Source organism: Duganella sp. AC237 (assembly GCF_979254035.1).
This window is the reverse complement of the sequence record NZ_CEEDEW010000003.1, coordinates 6748140-6764226: the sequence shown is the minus strand read 5'-3', so window position 1 is coordinate 6764226 and position 16087 is coordinate 6748140. Positions and strand designations below refer to the sequence as shown.

Below are 16087 nucleotides of genomic sequence, written 5' to 3'. Positions count from 1 at the left end.
CCAGACATCTTTCGTTGGTGCCGGAGACATGGTCGGGGCAGGGCAGTGGGCTGGCAGGCGCGTCAGTGTGGGCGCGGGCAGTGCAATACCGGCGGCGATGGCAGGCATCGCCGCCGGCAGGCAATCCATCGCTACGCATTGGGTCACTGGACAATCGGCGCTCTTGCAGCACATGCGAGCGGGCGCGGCCGCCAGCAGGGAGCCGTGCAGCACGAAGACCAGCGCGATGATCATGGCAAGGAACTGTCGCATAAGTGGATTGTAGCAAGGTTGCGGGCGGCGAGGCCAACTTAGTACGACGTCATAGGATCCTGGCGGGCGATCAGTAGACAAGCTCAAGCGCCGAGCAGATCCGCCAGCAGAAATATACTATGCGTCTGAAGAAGTCCTAGACCGTATGCTTATTGCCACAATTTCTGTTTATTTTTGCTTAGAGATGCTTTGATTCATTAAGCAAGTTATCATATATACATTCAATTAATGCAATTTCTGTCGCAATCCTCTCGCAGTTGAACCAATCCGTCGCTTGCGGCACGCCGCGCGCCACGTTCACCGTACGGAGATTCGGATGCAAAGCGGCCCCATATCCTTCCCTATCGTAGCCATCTCGTTTGCCCTGATCTCAATTGCAACTGGCGCCATCGCGGCTGAGGCAAGTCAGGTTCCGGATTACGCGGCGTGGAAGACGGTGAACAAGGACGGTAGTTGGACAGCTGCTGCGGAAAACGCTGTTCAGGCCACTACGCTCACCAACCTGGTACCTAAGGATATCCAGACCTTCTGCCCAGCCTATGAAGGACTGGATGCGGTGAAGCGCACGCGTTTCTGGGCTGGTTTGCTGTCGGCCATGGCCAAGCCGGAAAGCGGTTTCAAGCCCGAGACAAAGTATGTTGAACCGGACATTGTCGACGCCAACAAGGAGAAGGTGGTGAGCCGAGGCCTGTTGCAGATTTCGATTGAAAGCGCCAACCAGAGGGCTTATGCCTGTGCTATCAAGAACGCGGATGATCTGCACAAGGTTGAGGTCAACCTGAACTGCGCGGCTCGCATCATGCGGCACTGGGTGGCGAAGGACGGACTGGTGGCGGCCGCCAACAAGCCTGCGGTCGGCGGGGCACGATACTGGTCGGTGTTGCGCGGATGGCGCGGCCATCTCGGCGAGATCAGGGGCTTCACCAACAGCATGGAGGTGTGCAAGCCATGAACAGGCGCGGCCTCTCCATTATTGGCGTCGGCATCCTAGCCGTCGTGACGATCATTTCGATCACTGGATGCGCCGGTTTCTTCAACCGGGTCGCCGACACGGTGCTTGCCAATGAAGTGCGCTTCGACGATCGCGAAGCGCCGCGCACAGCTTACCCCATATCCGCCTCGTCCGACGGGGTGCAGCTGGCTGGCGGGATGGGTAAGGGCCTTAGCTGTAGTCTTCCGCCTTTTGCGGAGGCATTGGCTTTCGATAGCGTGGAAGGCCAAGCGCCGATCGCTCTGCAGATGCGTCAAGCCTGTGCCTTTCATGACTACTGCTATCGCCACGGCAACGCGACCTACGGCTACAGCCAAGCCGACTGCGACTTCATGCTGCAGCAGCAAGCATTCCGCTTGTGCAAGTTTATCAATGCGAAGGCCAGCATCGGTGAATGCGAAACTGATGCACGCAAGGTGACGCTCGGGGTGCGGCTTGGCGGCTGGGGGAGCTTCCAGAGCGCCCGCGCGTCCGATGGCGAGAAGGCCTCCACCTTCTTCGAGTTCGACCCGTATCCGGTCAAAGCAACCAGCTACCGTGTGGTCCGCATTGCCGATGCACCGCATGACTGGGTACGCGATGGTTTGCTGCCCAAGGCCGCATATCACTTTGAGATCCGGCCTTCGGGGAGCCTCGTACATATCTTGGGCTGGAAATCTTCCGGCGCGATTGTCTGCGCCAGCTTTACCTTGCCCGCGTCATACAACGCCCTCAACGGTCCGCCTATGGTGGTACGCGATGCCACTGCGGGTGAGGACTGGTTCGTATGGTGGAGGCGCTTCGAATTGGCCGCCACGCACGGACACTTCGCTTTGCTTCCTCCAGGCCGCGCCTCCGAGCAGGACTGGGTCAAAGCCACCGGCGGCTTCGCACCGCACGCGCCAGGCAGGGAATGTGAGTACAAGGCTCCCTGGAGCAGCAAAAAGGAGCCGGTCGGCGCCCCGGTACTTGCCTTCGTCACCGCCAACGGCGATCAGAATTTTTCTGAAATACACCCTGTCAGCGGTGTGGACACGCCGGGGAGGGTGCGCCTGATGGGCGTGAGCACCCACAAGTGCAGCAGCGTGGCGCGAGATGTCTCGCCCTGCGTAGTGGATATCGAGTTCGATACCGCCCGGAAAAAGTTCCGTGCCGAGACCGGCAGTCCCAATGTATACAGCACGTCCGAACGCAACTGCGGTGGCAATCCGGACGGCAAACCACGAGATGACTGCGACCGTTATCGCAACTACGCGGGCGCGCCATTTGTCGTTGGGCATCCAAATCAACCCTCGCTGCTCTGGATGAGGCGTGGTACGGGCAATGGCGACGGCTATGAAGCCGGGGCAACCGTGCGCCGTTATGCCATCGGCAAGCGTAGTGGCGATGTCGCAGCTAACCTCGGCGAGCTGACCCTGACCGGGTTCCCCGAAAGCATGGAGCCGACTTTCGTCCTGAACGCGGCAACGGCCAGTCCCACCTTCGTTAGCATGGTGGCCGGCAAAGATGGCGTTCAGCTGCTGGCCAGATCCGCTGCCCCGGCAGGCATGGAATCAGCGTCTACCTTGCTGGAGTGCTTGCGCGATGGCAGTTCGACTTGGCGCCCCGACTCCACTTGGTTGCGTCGCCCGCCTGCCCACGTTCAGGACCGGCAGGACCCAAACCGCAGTTATATCGTGTTCTCGCGTGTGCGTCTCAAGGAGATGGACGACAAGGTGTTCATGGCCGACGCCTCGCTTGAATTGGCGGTGGCGACTTTAACCGGCGGCGCGTGCTCCGGCGTGCATGAAGAGGACTTTCATGTCTTCGAAGGGTTCTCTACTGATAAGGAGCTCGCTGCGGTGGCGCTCGCATCCCGCGATCGGGTTCCTGCCAATATCGGCGCGGCGCGCGACGCTTTCGGCCGCTATGCCGAAAGGGTCCGCAGCGGCCAGATGGCGTTAGCCGATGTCACGGGCGACGGTGTCCCCGATCTGGTCCAGGTTGCCAAGATTCCCGGAGGCACGCCGCACTTCCGCACCATTGTGCTGACAGGCAAGATCGAACCTGCGGGTTTGCGTTTTCAGGAGCTTGCGGGCTCCGGCCTCGAGATCCTGTTCCAGGCGGGGACGGGCGCGGCCGTCAAATAACCGGAGCTGTACTACGGGCTTGGGTCGGTTCCACGGCCTGACTGCGCATGCCCTACCGCATGTGAGGCGTGTAAATGGTCCGTTTAAACGGGAGACATCCGTTCCAAGGCTTGCGCTGCGGAGAGAATGCCACCGAGAATGCGGTCTGCGACCTTTTCCGAAAAACCGGTCGGCAACTCGGCGCGGACCTTGTCTACAATCGCAGGTGTCCGAGCAATGAAGTCCTGAATGATCGGCTCGGCGTTGTCGCCATACCCGACCTTCTTCGCCGTGCTGTTGAAGTGGCGTCGCATGATGGTGTGCGCCAGGTAGTGCTTGTTCTTCCCGAGTAGCGCCATCGCCAGCTTGATGTCCTGCTCCGCCCACTGGTTCGGCCCATCGCCAATGGCGGGGTAGGCCGACATCACGTCATAGATGGGCGTCATCTTGAAGCGCTGCTCGCCGGCGAGCAGCTGGATGCTGAAGTTCTTGGCATGACCATCCGGTGCCCGCAGCATCCAGAACAGCAGCTGCGTGGCCATGAGTGTGCGCATGTCCGCGACCGCCTGTTGCGACTGCTGCAGCAGGGTGAATATCTGCTGCAGGCCTGGGCCGCCTTCGCTTTCGTATTTCATCAGCGGCGAGGTCCCCGTCGCTTGGCAAAAGTCCTCTTGAACCAGCCGGAACAGCTGCTTCTCATCGCGCGACAGTGCCCGGTCGAAACGCTCGACGACGAGCACTCGTTGCGAGCCGAATGTCGCGATCTCGGCATTCGTCGTTGGCAGCCCGTATTCTTTGAATAGTCGCAGGCATAGCCACTCGTTGTCAACCGACGTGGAGAAGTCGGCCCGTCGCCCGCCAACCAGCCCGATGGGGAGCTTGAAGATGTGGGTCGTCGGCGTCGCGCCGCGAGGCTTCAGCCATTTTCCATTCCACAACAGGAAGGCGTCCTTTTCTTGGGCGCCGGCCAGCGCAATCCTGAAGTCGTCATCGGGGTCCTGCATGGCGCCGTAATGGCCTGGATTGACCACGTCCAGCAGGTGCCGCTCGATGGCCTCGTCATTCACCACCATGCCATCGACTTGTCCCAGTCCCTCCGGTTCGACGCCCTTGGGCAGAAGCTGTAAAGCCCCAACGCAGTCGCGGCCGACGGCCGCGAGAAGGTCGAATGCGTTGGTGGAGCCTGTCTTGAACCGGACTGCGACACGTTTGCGTATGGTGTCACTGTCTGGCAGCAGCCCATCGAAGTAGTGGGAGACGCGGTCCCCCTTTAGCGGCTCGTTATGTAGATTGAACGGCAGCGACAATGAGATTGGGCGCCCGTGTGTGGATTTGCACCACGCTGCATCGTATTGCAGCTCGGAGTCTCCGCTGGCTTTGACGGTCCAACGTCCGACGTAATCCCCATTGGCCCAGAGGTGCAGGGTTTGACTATGTGCGCGGCGCCCCATGATTACCACTCCGAAGAGCTGCTCGGCTCGCCTTCCGTCCGCTCGCCGAGCCGCAGTTCCAGTCCGATCGCCGCACACCAACTGAGCAGTTGCTTGACGCTGATTTCATCCGGATGTTGTTCCAAGTGCGAAATGCGGTTTTGGCTCAAGCCGAGACGCTGCGCGACGGCGCTCTGCGTAAGCTTGCGTCGCTTGCGCGCAGACAACAGCAACTGACCTAGCTGTGGCGTGGTGATGATAGGATGGAATGCGGGGGCAGCTGACATGGCAGGTATCCGTAATTCAGATAAACCAATCTTATCCGAATGACGGATAATTATTGGTCGCACACCCGACGCGGAAAACAAAAAGCCCAGCCGGTGAGGGCTGGGCTAAGTGCTTGATTTTGCTGGTGCCGACTGCCGGTTTCGAACTGGCCACCTGATGATTACAAATCAACTGCTCTACCAAATGAGCTAAGTCGGCGAAACTTGTACGGGGCAAATTATACGCTATTTAATCCGCGTCAGGGTGGGGCGCCCGCCCTTTTTGGGTGGGTCGTTGTCGTCCTGCGGGGCGCTTGCGGCCTCGTTTTTGCCCTCGGGCGCCGGCGTCGGCACGGCTGCCAGCGACGGTCCCGGCACGCTGGTTTGCTCGGCCTGCGGCGGCGGCGCATCGGTCCCGCCGGCTTGCGGCTCGAACGCCATGCCCTGGCCGTTTTCGTTGGCGTAGATCGCCATGACGTTGTTGACCGGGACGTAGATTTCGCGCGAGACACCGCCGAAGCGGGCGTGGAAGCGGATGCTGTCGTTGTCCATCTTCAGCCCCGAGGTGGCGCCGAAACTGATGTTGAGGACGATTTCGCCTTTTTTGACGTATTCCATCGGCACGGTGGTCGAGGCGTCGACCTTGACGGCCAAGTAGGGCGTGTAGCCGCTGTCGGTGCACCACTCATAAATGGCGCGCAGCATGTAGGGCTTGGTAGAAATTTCGGACATGGTATTCCAGACTACGGTAAAACACGGCACGCCCCCGGTTCAACACGGTGGGCGCGCCGATAATTTCAACTAAACATCGGCGTTTCCGCGATCGAACCGATCAGCGGCGCATGACCTTTTCCGACGGCGTCAGCGCTTCGATGTAGGCCGGACGCGAGAAGATGCGCTCGGCGTACTTCATCAGCGGGGCGGCGGTCTTCGACAGTTCGATGCCGTAGTGGTCCAGGCGCCACAGCAGCGGCGCGACGGCCACGTCAAGCATCGAGAATTCGTCGCCGAGCATGTACTTGTTCTTCAGGAACAGCGGCGCCAGGGTGGTCAGGCGGTCGCGGATTTCCGCGCGCGCCTTGTCGTGGCTCTTGTCGTTGCCCTTGGCGCGTTCGCTTTCGAGCACGTGCACGTGGACGAACAGTTCCTTTTCGAAATTGAACAGCATCAGGCGCGCGCGCGCGCGCATCAGCGGGTCGGCCGGCATCAGCTGCGGATGGGGGAAGCGCTCGTCGATGTATTCGTTGATGATATTCGATTCGTACAGAATCAATTCACGCTCGACCAGAATCGGCACCTGACCATACGGATTCATGGTCGAGATATCTTCCGGCTTGTTGAACAAGTCGACGTCGCGCACTTCAAAGTCCATGCCTTTTTCGAACAGGACCAGACGGCAGCGCTGCGAAAATGGGCAGGTTGTACCCGAGTAGAGAACCATCATTTTTTGTAGTTCCTTAAAAACTAAGGGGGTGAACCCGCGAACGGATCACCCCGGATCGATCGCCCGCCAACGGCGGACATCGCAAAACAAGCGCCGGGCCAGCCGGCGCTCTCGATTATTTAACTTCTTTCCAGAACGACGCGTTCAGGCGCCATGCCAGCAAGACGAACAGGGACATGAACAATACCACCGCCACGCCCAATTTTTTGCGGGTCTGCGCCGCAGGCTCCGCCATCCACTCCATGTAACCGACCAGGTCGGCCACGGCGGTGTCGAATTCTAACTTGTTCATGCTGCCGGCCTTAACCTGCTCGAAGCCGGCGAACTGCTGCACCATCTTGCCGTGCTCGTGCGGATCTTCCACCTCGACCGTCTTGATCTTCTGGATGCCCTGCAACTCCCACAGCACGTGCGGCATGGCCACGTTTTCCAGCACGCGGTTGTTCCAGCCGGTCGGACGGGTGTCGTCTTTGTAGAAATTACGCAGGTAAGTATACAGATAGTCGCCGCCGGTGCCGGCGCCGGACGATTTCGCCCGCGAAATGACCGACAGGTCCGGCGGCACCACGCCGAACCAGACCTTGGCATCCTTCGGACGCATATTGGTGGTCATCATTTCGCCGACCTTTTCGCCGGTGAACAGCAGGTTCGATTTGATCTGCTCTTCGCTCAGGCCCAGGTCCTTGAGGCGGTTGTAGCGCATCGCCGAGGCGTTGTGGCAGTTCAGGCAATAGTTGACGAACAGTTTGGCGCCATGTTGCAAGGCGGCCATGTTGTTCGACCGGTCCGGCGCCTTGTCGAGCGCGACGCCGCCTTCGTTGGCGAACGCCAGGGCCGGCAGCAGGGCCAGCGCGGCGAGCAGTTTCTTTGCAAAATTCATGTCATGTCCTTTATCGACTTTAGCCAAGGGTCAGTGCGCGTGGAAGACGACGCGGTCGGGCACTCTTTTGAAGGTGCCCATCGCGCTCCACCATGGCATGAACAGGAAGAAGCTAAAGTACAGCAGGGTGCACACTTGCGACACCAGGGTGCGGGCGTCGGTCGGCGCCAGGGTACCGAGGTAGCCCAGGGTCAGGAACGACAGGAAGAACACGGCGTACACGTACTTGTGCCAGGTCGGACGGTAGCGGATCGATTTGACCGGCGATTTGTCCAGCCACGGCATGAAGGCCAGGATCACGACCGAGCCGCCGAAGAACACCACGCCCCAGAACTTGGCGTCGAGGATCTGCGGCAGCATGCCGATGATGGCCACCAGCGCGATGACGGCGATGGCGATTTTCACCAGGCGCGGCAGCTGGGACTTGAGCCAGACGAACACCACGTAGGCGGCCACGAAGAACATCAGCACCCACATGAAGTCGGCCGTGGTGGCGCGCAGCACCGAGTAGAACGCGGTGAAGTACCAGGTCGGGGCGATGTGCAGCGGGGTCTTGAGCGAGTCGCCCGGCAGGAAGTTGTTGTACTCGAGGAAGTAGCCGCCCATTTCCGGCGCGAAGAACACGACGGTGCTGAAGATCAGCAGGAAGATCGACACGCCGAACAGGTCGTGCACCGTGTAGTAAGGGTGCGACGGGATCGAGTCGACCGGGTGGCCGTCCGGGCCCAGGTTCTCTTTGACTTCGATGCCGTCCGGGTTGCTCGAGCCAACTTCGTGCAGCGCGATCAAGTGCGCGGCCACCAGGCCCAGCAGCACCAGCGGGATGGCGATCACGTGGAAGGCGAAGAAGCGGTTCAGGGTGGCGTCGGAGACGACGTAGTCGCCGCGGATCCACAGCGACAGGTCCGGTCCGATCAGCGGGATGGCGCCGAACAGGTTGACGATCACCTGGGCGCCCCAGTACGACATCTGGCCCCAAGGCAGCAGGTAGCCGAAGAAGGCCTCGGCCATCAGGCACAGGAAGATGGCGAAGCCGAACAGCCAGATCAGTTCACGTGGCTTGCGGTACGAGCCGTACAGCAGGCCGCGCGTCATGTGCAGGTAGATGATGATGAAGAAGGCGGAGGCGCCGGTCGAGTGCATGTAGCGCACCAGCCAGCCCCACGGCACTTCGCGCATGATGTATTCGACCGAGCCGAAGGCCAGGTTGGCGTCCGGCTTGTAGTGCATGGTCAGGAAGATGCCGGTGACGATCTGCAGCACCAGCACCAGCATGGCCAGCGAGCCGAAGATGTACCAGAAGTTGAAGTTTTTCGGGGCGTAGTATTTGCCCCATTGGTCGTTCCACAGCTTGGTCAGGGGGAAGCGGTCGTCGACCCAGCCTAGTGCTTTTTGTGCCACCGGCGCGTTCGCCGGCAGTTTTGTCTCTTTGAAAGCCGCCATGATTTACGCCTCGCCTTTCTCGTCTTTGCCAATGACCAGCTTGTTGTCGCTCAAGAACATATAGCGCGGAACCTGCAGATTGTCCGGCGCCGGCTTGTTTTTAAAGACGCGGCCGGCCATGTCGAAGGTCGAGCCGTGGCATGGGCACAGGAAGCCGCCCTCCCAGTCGTCCGGCAGCGACGGCTGCGGACCGGGGGCGAACTTGGACGAGGGCGAACAGCCGAGGTGGGTACAGATGCCGACGGCGACGAGGATGTCGGGCTTGCGCGAGCGCCATTCGTTGCGGGCGTATTCGGGCGTGAATTCTTCGGGATTGCGTTTGGACTCGGCGTCGGCGACCTTGCCGTCGGTCTTTTTCAGCGACGCCACCATTTCCGGCGTGCGCTTGATGATCCAGACCGGCTTGCCGCGCCACTCGACCGTTGTCATTTCACCGGGATTGAGCGCCGAGATGTCCACCTCGACCGGCGCGCCGGCGGCTTTCGCCCGTTCCGACGGCTGGAAGGTGCTCACCAGCGCCCCCGCGGTTGCCAGACCCACTACACCACCCGCCGCGCCTGTTGCGACGAGCAAACCGCGACGGCCGGAATCGACCTGCTTTTCGTTACTCATACAAACCCCAATCAGTCAAAGTGCGAACAAAATCTGGAAACCGCGAACAATCCTGAAAACGAAAACTTGATGAAGCACGAATGTAGCTTCTAGCAACCTTAAATTATAAGGTAACCGTGTAGCGAATTAAAGCAAAAACGTTGCCTCAATCCCAATTTGGGCGATTTCCGCACCGTTTTGGGCTTGATTTTTGGCGGACTCTGCCCTATGAGCGCGACCGGCCGTTTCGCTAATTGATATAGGTCAAACTTATAACGTAAATCGCTGTCCAAATGCGTGAACCGCAAGCGTGTTTGGAATCTAATTGAAAAAATAGTATGATCCACACGCAGTTTTGTTCACAAAAGACCACACGTCGAGGATATAAAAATGGCAATGATGCAAGAATTTAAAGAATTCGCGATGAAGGGCAATGTGGTCGACCTCGCCGTCGGGGTGATCATCGGCGGCGCGTTCGGCAAGATCGTCGATTCGCTGGTGACCGACATCATCATGCCGCCGATCAGCAAGCTGTTCGGTGGGCTGGACTTCGCCAACTATTACATCGGCCTGAACGGCCAAGCGGCCGGCCTGAGCCTGGCCGAAGCCAAGAAGCTGGGCGCCGTGTTCGCCTACGGTAACTTCGCCACGATCCTGCTCAACTTCATCATCCTGGCCTTCGTCATCTTCCAGATGGTGCGCTTGATGAACCGCGCGCGCAGCTTGCGCGAGCATCCGGTGGTGACGCCGCCGCCGGCGCCGCCCGCCGAGGACATCGTATTGCTGCGCGAAATCCGCGACGCGCTGAAGAAATAATCTGGAACAACCAAGGACGCCGTCCGCCGGGCGGCAGATGCAAGTTATGCGACGACTCTGGTTATTGTTTGCGCAAACGGTGACCGTCGTTTTGGCGCTGTACTTTGTCTATGTGGCCGTGGCGCCGCAGGGCGCCGCGCCGGTGCGCCTGCAGCAGATGGGCAGCCCGGAGCGGCCGGCCGTGATGCTGGAGGCCGGACCGGGCAAGGCGCCGGCGTCGGCCGTCGGCTCCTACCGGGCGGCCGCCGGGCGGGCGATGCCGGCCGTGGTCAACATCATCACCAGCAAAAAGCCCAAGCACCGCAAGCATCCGCTGCTGCGCGACCCCTTCTTTAAAAAATTCTTCGGCGACCGGGATGGCGAGGGCGACGACGACGAGGCCAGCCTCGGCTCGGGCGTCATCGTCTCGGCTGAAGGTTATATCCTGACCAACAACCACGTGGTCGAGGCCGCCGACGAGATCGAGGTCGTGCTCGCCGACGGCCGCAAGGCGGCCGCCAAGGTGGTCGGCACCGATCCGGAGACCGACCTGGCGGTCATCAAGATCGCGCTCGACAAGCTGCCGGTGATCGTGCTGGGGCAGCCCGAGCAGTCGCAGGTCGGGGATGTGGTGCTGGCCATCGGCAATCCGTTCGGCGTCGGCCAGACGGTGACGATGGGCATCATCTCCGCGCTGGGGCGCAACAACCTGCACATCAACCACTTCGAGAACTTCATCCAGACCGACGCCGCGATCAACTTCGGCAACTCGGGCGGGGCGCTGGTCGACGTCACCGGCAACCTGCTGGGCATCAACTCGGCGATCTATTCGCAAAGCGGCGGCTCGGTCGGCATCGGCTTCGCCATTCCGGTCTCGACCGCCAAGACGGTGATGGAGGCGATCATCAAGTCCGGCCACGTGGTGCGCGGCTGGATCGGCGTGGAAACGCAGGAAATCACGCCGGAGATGGCCAGCAGCTTCGGCCTCAAGCGCCAGAGCGGCGCCATCATCGCCGGCGTGGTGCGCCACGGTCCGGCCGACAAGGGCGGCATCAAGCCCGGCGACATCCTGTTGACGGTCGACGGCAAGCCGGTCACCGACACCAACGGCATGCTCAATCTCATCGCGCAACTGATTCCGGGCGAAAAAGCTAAAATGACGATCTTGCGCAAGAGTCGCGAAACGACGGTCGACGTCACCGTCGGCAAACGTCCGGCCAGCGCCAAAATAAAGTAAACCCGAACCCATGCATTTACGCGACCTGACGCAATTCCTCAAAGAACTGGCTGACAACAACAACCGTCCGTGGTTCATCATGAACAAGCCGCGCTACGACATTTTGCGCGAAGAATTCCTGCAAGTGGTCACGGAGATGATCGCCGGGGTCGGCAAGTTCGATCCGGCGGTCAAGTTCAGCAATCCGAAGAAGGCGATGTTCCGCATCAACCGCGACGTGCGCTTCGCGCATGACAAGAGTCCGTACAAGACGCGCTTCTCGGCGGCGGTGGCGCCGAACGACATGCGCCGTCCGAGCCAGACCGGCGGGCCGACGTACTACATGCAGATCGACGGGCACGGCAGGTTGCTGTTCGGCGCCGGCGAGTACATGCCGCCGGCGGGCCGCTTGAAGGCCTTGCGCCAGCATATGGTCGACGACGCGGCCGGCTTCAAGAAGGTGCTGAAGAACAAAAAGCTGCGCCTGACGTTCGGCGATATCCGCGACGAGGGCAAGTTGATGCGGCCGCCGAAGGGCTTCGACGCCGATCACGAGCACATCGAGTACATCAAGCTGAAGAGTTTCTTCGTGTGGACCGAGATCGACGTGCCGATGAACAAGCCGGAGTTGCTGGTGCCGCTGATCGTCAACGGATTGAAGGATGCGTTCCCGCTGGTGCAGTGGATGCGCGAAGCAAAAGAAGAAGAGCAACCCTAGGAGTGAGCGGCGGCGTACCGGTCCCGTGTGGCGGGGTCGTACCCCGTACGGGGTACGACCCCATTGCCGAGCCGGTTGATCAGCCGCGACGGTTCACGGGTTTAGCGTTTGACTTTTTCATCGCGCGGATCGCGCGACAGCAATTTCGTGACCATCGCTTGCGGCTGGTCGCCGTCGAACAGCACGCCGGCCACCGCGTTGGTGATCGGCATGTCGACGCCCATCCTGGCCGCCAGCTCGCGCACCGCCTTCGAGCACGGCACGCCTTCGGCCACGTGCCCCAGCTCCTGCACGATGGTTTCCAGCGCCTTGCCTTGCGCCAGGCCCAGTCCCACGCGGCGGTTGCGCGACAAATCGCCGGTGCAGGTCAAAATCAGGTCGCCCATGCCGGTCAGGCCCATGAACGTTTCGATCTGACCGCCCAAGGCGGTGCCCAGGCGCGTGATTTCAGCCAGCCCGCGCGTGATCAGCGCCGCGCGCGCATTCAACCCCAGTCCCAGCCCGTCGGCCACGCCGGTGGCGATCGCCAGCACGTTCTTGACCGCGCCGCCGACTTCCACGCCGACCAGATCTTCGCTGGAATACACGCGGATGTTGCCGCCATGGACAGCGGCCACGACGCATTCGCGCAGCGCCGCCGAGTTCGACGCGATCGTCAGCGCGCACGGCAATCCGCGCGCCACTTCCTGCGCGAACGACGGCCCCGACAAAGCACCGCCGGCCACGCCGTCGCCCAGCACTTCACGCACGATTTGATGCGGCAGCAGGCCGGTTTCATATTCGAAGCCCTTGCACAGCCACACCACATGCGACACCGCATGCGGCTTGAGCTGCTCCAGCAGCGGACGCAAGCCGGCCACCGGGCAGGCGGCGATCAGCAGGCCGTCGGCGTCGGCCGCGTGCGCCAGCGCAGCGTCGAAGCCGGTTTCAACCTGCAAACGCTCGGGGAAGGGATGGCCGGGAAGGTAGTCGGTGTTGTCGCGGGCCTCGCCCATGGCGTGCAGGGCGGCACCGTTGCGGCCCCACAGCAGCACGTCGTGGCGCTGGGCCAGCGCGATGGCGACGGCGGTGCCCCAGGCGCCCGCGCCGAGCACGGTCACCTTGCGCACGCCCGGCGTCGCTTGTTTGTTTTGATTATCTGGCATGGGACCCGCGCTGTTGTTCAGATACGGGAATTATATGCCCCAGATCTCGGCATTCTTGACGTAACCGATCAGGCCGTCGCGATGACGCACCTTGATCCAGCCGCCAGCGGCCACTTCGGTCACTTCCAGCAACACGCCCTTGTCGGCGGTGAAGACGGGGGCGGCGGCGTCATCCGGCGTGGCGCGCACCTTCAAATTGGCGGTACGGGTAATGACGTTGCGCTTGGCGGTCAGCCCCTTGGCCTCGGTCCAGGCCATTTCGCCGTTGACGTCGCGCACCTTGAGCCATTCGCCGTAGGCCAGCACCACTTCGAGCGGCGCGCCGCGCGGCACGACGAACAGTTTGCCGCCTTTGGTCGACGGCGCGTCGTACAGCACCACGGGCGCGGCGCCTACCGTTTTGAAGTCGAACGCGTGGCTGCTCGCGGCGGCCAGCATCAGGCTCAAACCTGCGATCAAACGGGGAAATGTCATGGCTTACCTTGCTGATGGAGGACAGCGCGCGGGGCGCGGCTAGTGGGGTGAAACAGCCGCCGGACGAGCGTCCGGCGACGTTGCTACAGTATAACAGCGAAATGTTTCGCTGATTAGTGCGTGGTGGTGCTGTCGACGGCTGGCGCTGCTGCGGCGGCGTCGGCCACGGCTTGCAGGCGCTGCTGGTAGAACACTTCGAAGTTGATCTCGGCCAGGTGCACTGGTGGGAAACCGGCACGGGTGATCACGTCGGCGATGTTGGCGCGCAGGTAAGGGTAAACGATGTTCGGGCAACCGATGCCCAGCAGCGGATCGAGTTGATCGGCAGGGATGTTACGGGCTTCGAAGATACCGGCTTGCTTGCCTTCGACCAGGAAAGCGACTTTGTCTTTGACCTTGGCGGTCACGGTGATGGTGACGGTCGATTCGAAGATGCCGTCGGCCAGTGGCTCGGCGCCCACGTCCAGTGCCACTTCGATGGTCGGCGCTTCCTGTTCCAGGAAGATAGCCGGGGAATTCGGTTGCTCCAGCGACATGTCTTTCAGGTAGACGCGTTGGATTTGGAATACTGGTTGCAGGTTTTCTTCAGACATGGAACGCTTTCGTTATAGTGAAAACGAGCGGCACGCGCCGCTCAGATGATGTTGGCTTGGGATGGCCGAATAAAAGCTCAAATCAAACGCGAGGGCAATTGTATCAAAACCACTATCGATGCAAAGGATTTCCGCCCGCTCGTTGTATTTGGTGTCAGTTAGCCATTTAACAAGGGTGTCAGGCCGCCGGCTTGATCGAGCGCATACAAATCGTCGAAACCGCCGACATGCTTGTCGCCGATGTAGATTTGCGGCACGGTGCGGCGGCCGGTTTTTTGCATCATCAGCATCCGCTGCTCCGGGTCGAGGTCGACGCGGATTTTCTTCAGTTCGGTCACGCCCTTCGATTCGAGCAGGCGCTCGGCGCGGGTGCAGTATGGGCACACGGCGGTGGTGTACATGATCACTTCGGTCGTCATGATGCTTCCTTCCAATTATTTTGCCTGTGGCTTGGCCAGCGTCACCGATGGCTTCGACGGGGTTGCCGATGGCTTGGCCAGCGGCAGGCCTGCTTTTTGCCATGCGGCAATGCCGCCTTCCAGGTTCACCACGTCGGTGAAGCCGGCTTTGGACAGTTTAGCCGCAGCCGACGAAGCACGCGCGCCGGATTGGCAAACCACCACCACGCTCTTGCTCTTGAACTTGTCCAGTTCGCCCATTCGCTGGTCCAGTTCGGCCAGTGGAATGTTCTTCGCGTCCGGCAGGGAACCGTTGGCGAATTCTTTCGCGTCGCGTACGTCTACAATGGTGGCTTTGCTACGATTAATCAACATCGTCACGTCTTGCGGGGTCGCCCGTTTGCCGCGCTGGGTCAGCAAGGGCCACAGCAGCGCGCCGCCGGACAGAACGACGACGGCGATGATGAAAATATTGTCAATGAAGAATTTCACGGGGTTCCAATGGTTTAACTTAATCCGCGCATTATAAAATAGAAGCTGGAAGAGTTCTTAAAGCACTGGTAATCCCTCCGATTCACTCCTTTTTTGAAGATAGTCCACATGTACAAAATCGTATTCATGCGCCATGGCGAATCCACCTGGAACCTGTCGAACCGCTTCACCGGCTGGACCGATGTCGACCTGACCGAAAAAGGCGTGGCCGAAGCCAAGGCCGCTGGCAAAGTGCTCAAGGAATCGGGCTTCACCTTCGACCTGGCCTACACCTCGGTGCTCAAGCGCGCCATCCGCACGCTGTGGCTGTCGCTCGACGAGATGGATATGATGTACCTGCCGATCAAGAACGACTGGCGCCTGAACGAGCGCCACTACGGCGCGCTGCAGGGCCTGGACAAGGGCGAGACCGCCGCCAAGTACGGCGACGAGCAGGTGCTGGTATGGCGCCGCAGCTACGACACGCCGCCGCCACCGCTGGAAGAGGGCGACGACCGCGCCTCGTTCAACGACCCGCGCTACGCCGGCCTGGACAAGTCGCAGATTCCGCTGACCGAATGCCTGAAGGACACCGTGGCGCGCGTGATGCCGGCCTGGGACGAGGAAATCGCCCCGGCCATCCGCGCCGGCAAGAAAATCATCATCTCGGCCCACGGCAACAGCCTGCGCGCGCTGATCAAGATGCTCGACGGCATCAGCGACAACGACATCGTCGGCCTCAACATCCCCAACGGCCAGCCGCTGGTGTATGAACTGGATGCCGATCTGAAGCCGATCCGCCACTATTACCTCGGCGACGCCGATGCCATCGCAGCGGCCCAGGCGGCCGTCGCCAACCAGGGCAAGGCCAAGTAATTTGTCTTATTCTTCAT

Annotated in this window: 18 protein-coding genes and 1 tRNA gene; 6 read left to right on the top strand and 13 right to left on the bottom strand. The window is 60.9% G+C overall.

Annotated features, from left to right (window positions below; genetic code table 11):
* The first annotated feature begins 568 nt into the window (after nt 1-568).
* Entirely contained in the window at nt 569-1204 is a 636-nt protein-coding gene (locus AC0IYS_RS29835) for a transglycosylase SLT domain-containing protein (protein ID WP_471708567.1), read from the top strand.
* Nucleotides 1201-3351, top strand: coding sequence for a hypothetical protein (locus AC0IYS_RS29830; RefSeq protein ID WP_471708566.1), 2151 nt, complete (start codon nt 1201-1203; stop codon nt 3349-3351). The genes AC0IYS_RS29835 and AC0IYS_RS29830 overlap by 4 nt, the downstream gene beginning before the upstream one ends.
* 83 nt (nt 3352-3434) lie before the next feature.
* Here the strand turns inward: AC0IYS_RS29830 and AC0IYS_RS29825 are convergent, their stop codons facing one another.
* The 8 genes from AC0IYS_RS29825 to petA form a co-directional block, all read right to left on the bottom strand.
* A complete protein-coding gene (locus AC0IYS_RS29825; protein ID WP_471708565.1) occupies nt 3435-4781 on the bottom strand; it encodes a type II toxin-antitoxin system HipA family toxin in 1347 nt (448 codons plus the stop codon).
* Between the two features lie 2 nt (nt 4782-4783).
* Nucleotides 4784-5047, bottom strand: a complete 264-nt coding sequence (locus AC0IYS_RS29820; RefSeq protein ID WP_471708564.1) for a helix-turn-helix domain-containing protein — start codon at nt 5045-5047, stop codon at nt 4784-4786.
* A 123-nt stretch (nt 5048-5170) separates the two neighbouring features.
* Nucleotides 5171-5246, bottom strand: a tRNA-Thr gene (locus AC0IYS_RS29815).
* Nucleotides 5247-5272: 26 nt separating this feature from the next.
* The gene (locus AC0IYS_RS29810) at nt 5273-5758 is read right to left on the bottom strand and encodes a ClpXP protease specificity-enhancing factor (RefSeq protein ID WP_471708563.1); all 486 of its coding nucleotides are present in this window, start codon (nt 5756-5758) and stop codon (nt 5273-5275) included.
* Between the two features lie 100 nt (nt 5759-5858).
* Entirely contained in the window at nt 5859-6470 is a 612-nt protein-coding gene (locus AC0IYS_RS29805; protein WP_017877976.1) for a glutathione S-transferase N-terminal domain-containing protein, read from the bottom strand.
* A 115-nt stretch (nt 6471-6585) separates the two neighbouring features.
* A complete protein-coding gene (locus AC0IYS_RS29800) occupies nt 6586-7350 on the bottom strand; it encodes a cytochrome c1 (protein WP_471708562.1) in 765 nt (254 codons plus the stop codon).
* A 30-nt stretch (nt 7351-7380) separates the two neighbouring features.
* The gene (locus AC0IYS_RS29795; RefSeq protein WP_471708561.1) at nt 7381-8793 is read right to left on the bottom strand and encodes a cytochrome b; all 1413 of its coding nucleotides are present in this window, start codon (nt 8791-8793) and stop codon (nt 7381-7383) included.
* 3 nt (nt 8794-8796) lie between these two features.
* The gene (gene petA, locus AC0IYS_RS29790) at nt 8797-9405 is read right to left on the bottom strand and encodes a ubiquinol-cytochrome c reductase iron-sulfur subunit (protein WP_463453678.1); all 609 of its coding nucleotides are present in this window, start codon (nt 9403-9405) and stop codon (nt 8797-8799) included.
* Between the two features lie 369 nt (nt 9406-9774).
* On the opposite strand from petA, the gene mscL reads away from it, so the two are divergent.
* Genes mscL through AC0IYS_RS29775 form a run of 3 tightly spaced genes read left to right on the top strand, consistent with a single transcriptional unit; the run spans nt 9775 to nt 12113 of the window.
* Entirely contained in the window at nt 9775-10200 is a 426-nt protein-coding gene (gene mscL, locus AC0IYS_RS29785; RefSeq protein WP_471708560.1) for a large conductance mechanosensitive channel protein MscL, read from the top strand.
* A 46-nt stretch (nt 10201-10246) separates the two neighbouring features.
* Nucleotides 10247-11416 (top strand): Do family serine endopeptidase, encoded by a 1170-nt coding sequence (locus AC0IYS_RS29780; protein ID WP_471708559.1) that lies wholly within the window; start codon nt 10247-10249, stop codon nt 11414-11416.
* A 10-nt stretch (nt 11417-11426) separates the two neighbouring features.
* Entirely contained in the window at nt 11427-12113 is a 687-nt protein-coding gene (locus AC0IYS_RS29775) for a DUF2461 domain-containing protein (protein ID WP_471708558.1), read from the top strand.
* A 101-nt stretch (nt 12114-12214) separates the two neighbouring features.
* Here AC0IYS_RS29775 and AC0IYS_RS29770 read toward each other — a convergent pair whose 3' ends face one another.
* The 5 genes from AC0IYS_RS29770 to AC0IYS_RS29750 all read right to left on the bottom strand — a co-directional run bounded on the left by AC0IYS_RS29770 (nt 12215) and on the right by AC0IYS_RS29750 (nt 15215).
* Nucleotides 12215-13258 carry an NAD(P)H-dependent glycerol-3-phosphate dehydrogenase gene (locus AC0IYS_RS29770; protein WP_471708557.1) on the bottom strand — a complete coding sequence of 348 codons (1044 nt, stop codon included), beginning with the start codon at nt 13256-13258 and terminating at the stop codon, nt 12215-12217.
* Between the two features lie 30 nt (nt 13259-13288).
* Nucleotides 13289-13732 (bottom strand): SH3 domain-containing protein, encoded by a 444-nt coding sequence (locus tag AC0IYS_RS29765; protein ID WP_471708556.1) that lies wholly within the window; start codon nt 13730-13732, stop codon nt 13289-13291.
* 113 nt (nt 13733-13845) lie between these two features.
* Nucleotides 13846-14325, bottom strand: coding sequence for a protein-export chaperone SecB (secB, locus tag AC0IYS_RS29760; protein WP_471708555.1), 480 nt, complete (start codon nt 14323-14325; stop codon nt 13846-13848).
* 158 nt (nt 14326-14483) lie between these two features.
* On the bottom strand, nt 14484-14744 hold the full coding sequence (gene grxC / locus AC0IYS_RS29755; protein ID WP_090325542.1) for a glutaredoxin 3: 261 nt from the start codon (nt 14742-14744) through the stop codon (nt 14484-14486).
* 15 nt (nt 14745-14759) lie between these two features.
* Nucleotides 14760-15215 (bottom strand): rhodanese-like domain-containing protein, encoded by a 456-nt coding sequence (locus tag AC0IYS_RS29750; RefSeq protein ID WP_471708554.1) that lies wholly within the window; start codon nt 15213-15215, stop codon nt 14760-14762.
* Between the two features lie 108 nt (nt 15216-15323).
* Here AC0IYS_RS29750 and gpmA point away from each other — a divergent pair, with 108 nt between their 5' ends.
* Nucleotides 15324-16070 (top strand): 2,3-diphosphoglycerate-dependent phosphoglycerate mutase, encoded by a 747-nt coding sequence (gene gpmA, locus AC0IYS_RS29745; protein ID WP_090325546.1) that lies wholly within the window; start codon nt 15324-15326, stop codon nt 16068-16070.
* Nucleotides 16071-16087 lie beyond the last annotated feature (17 nt).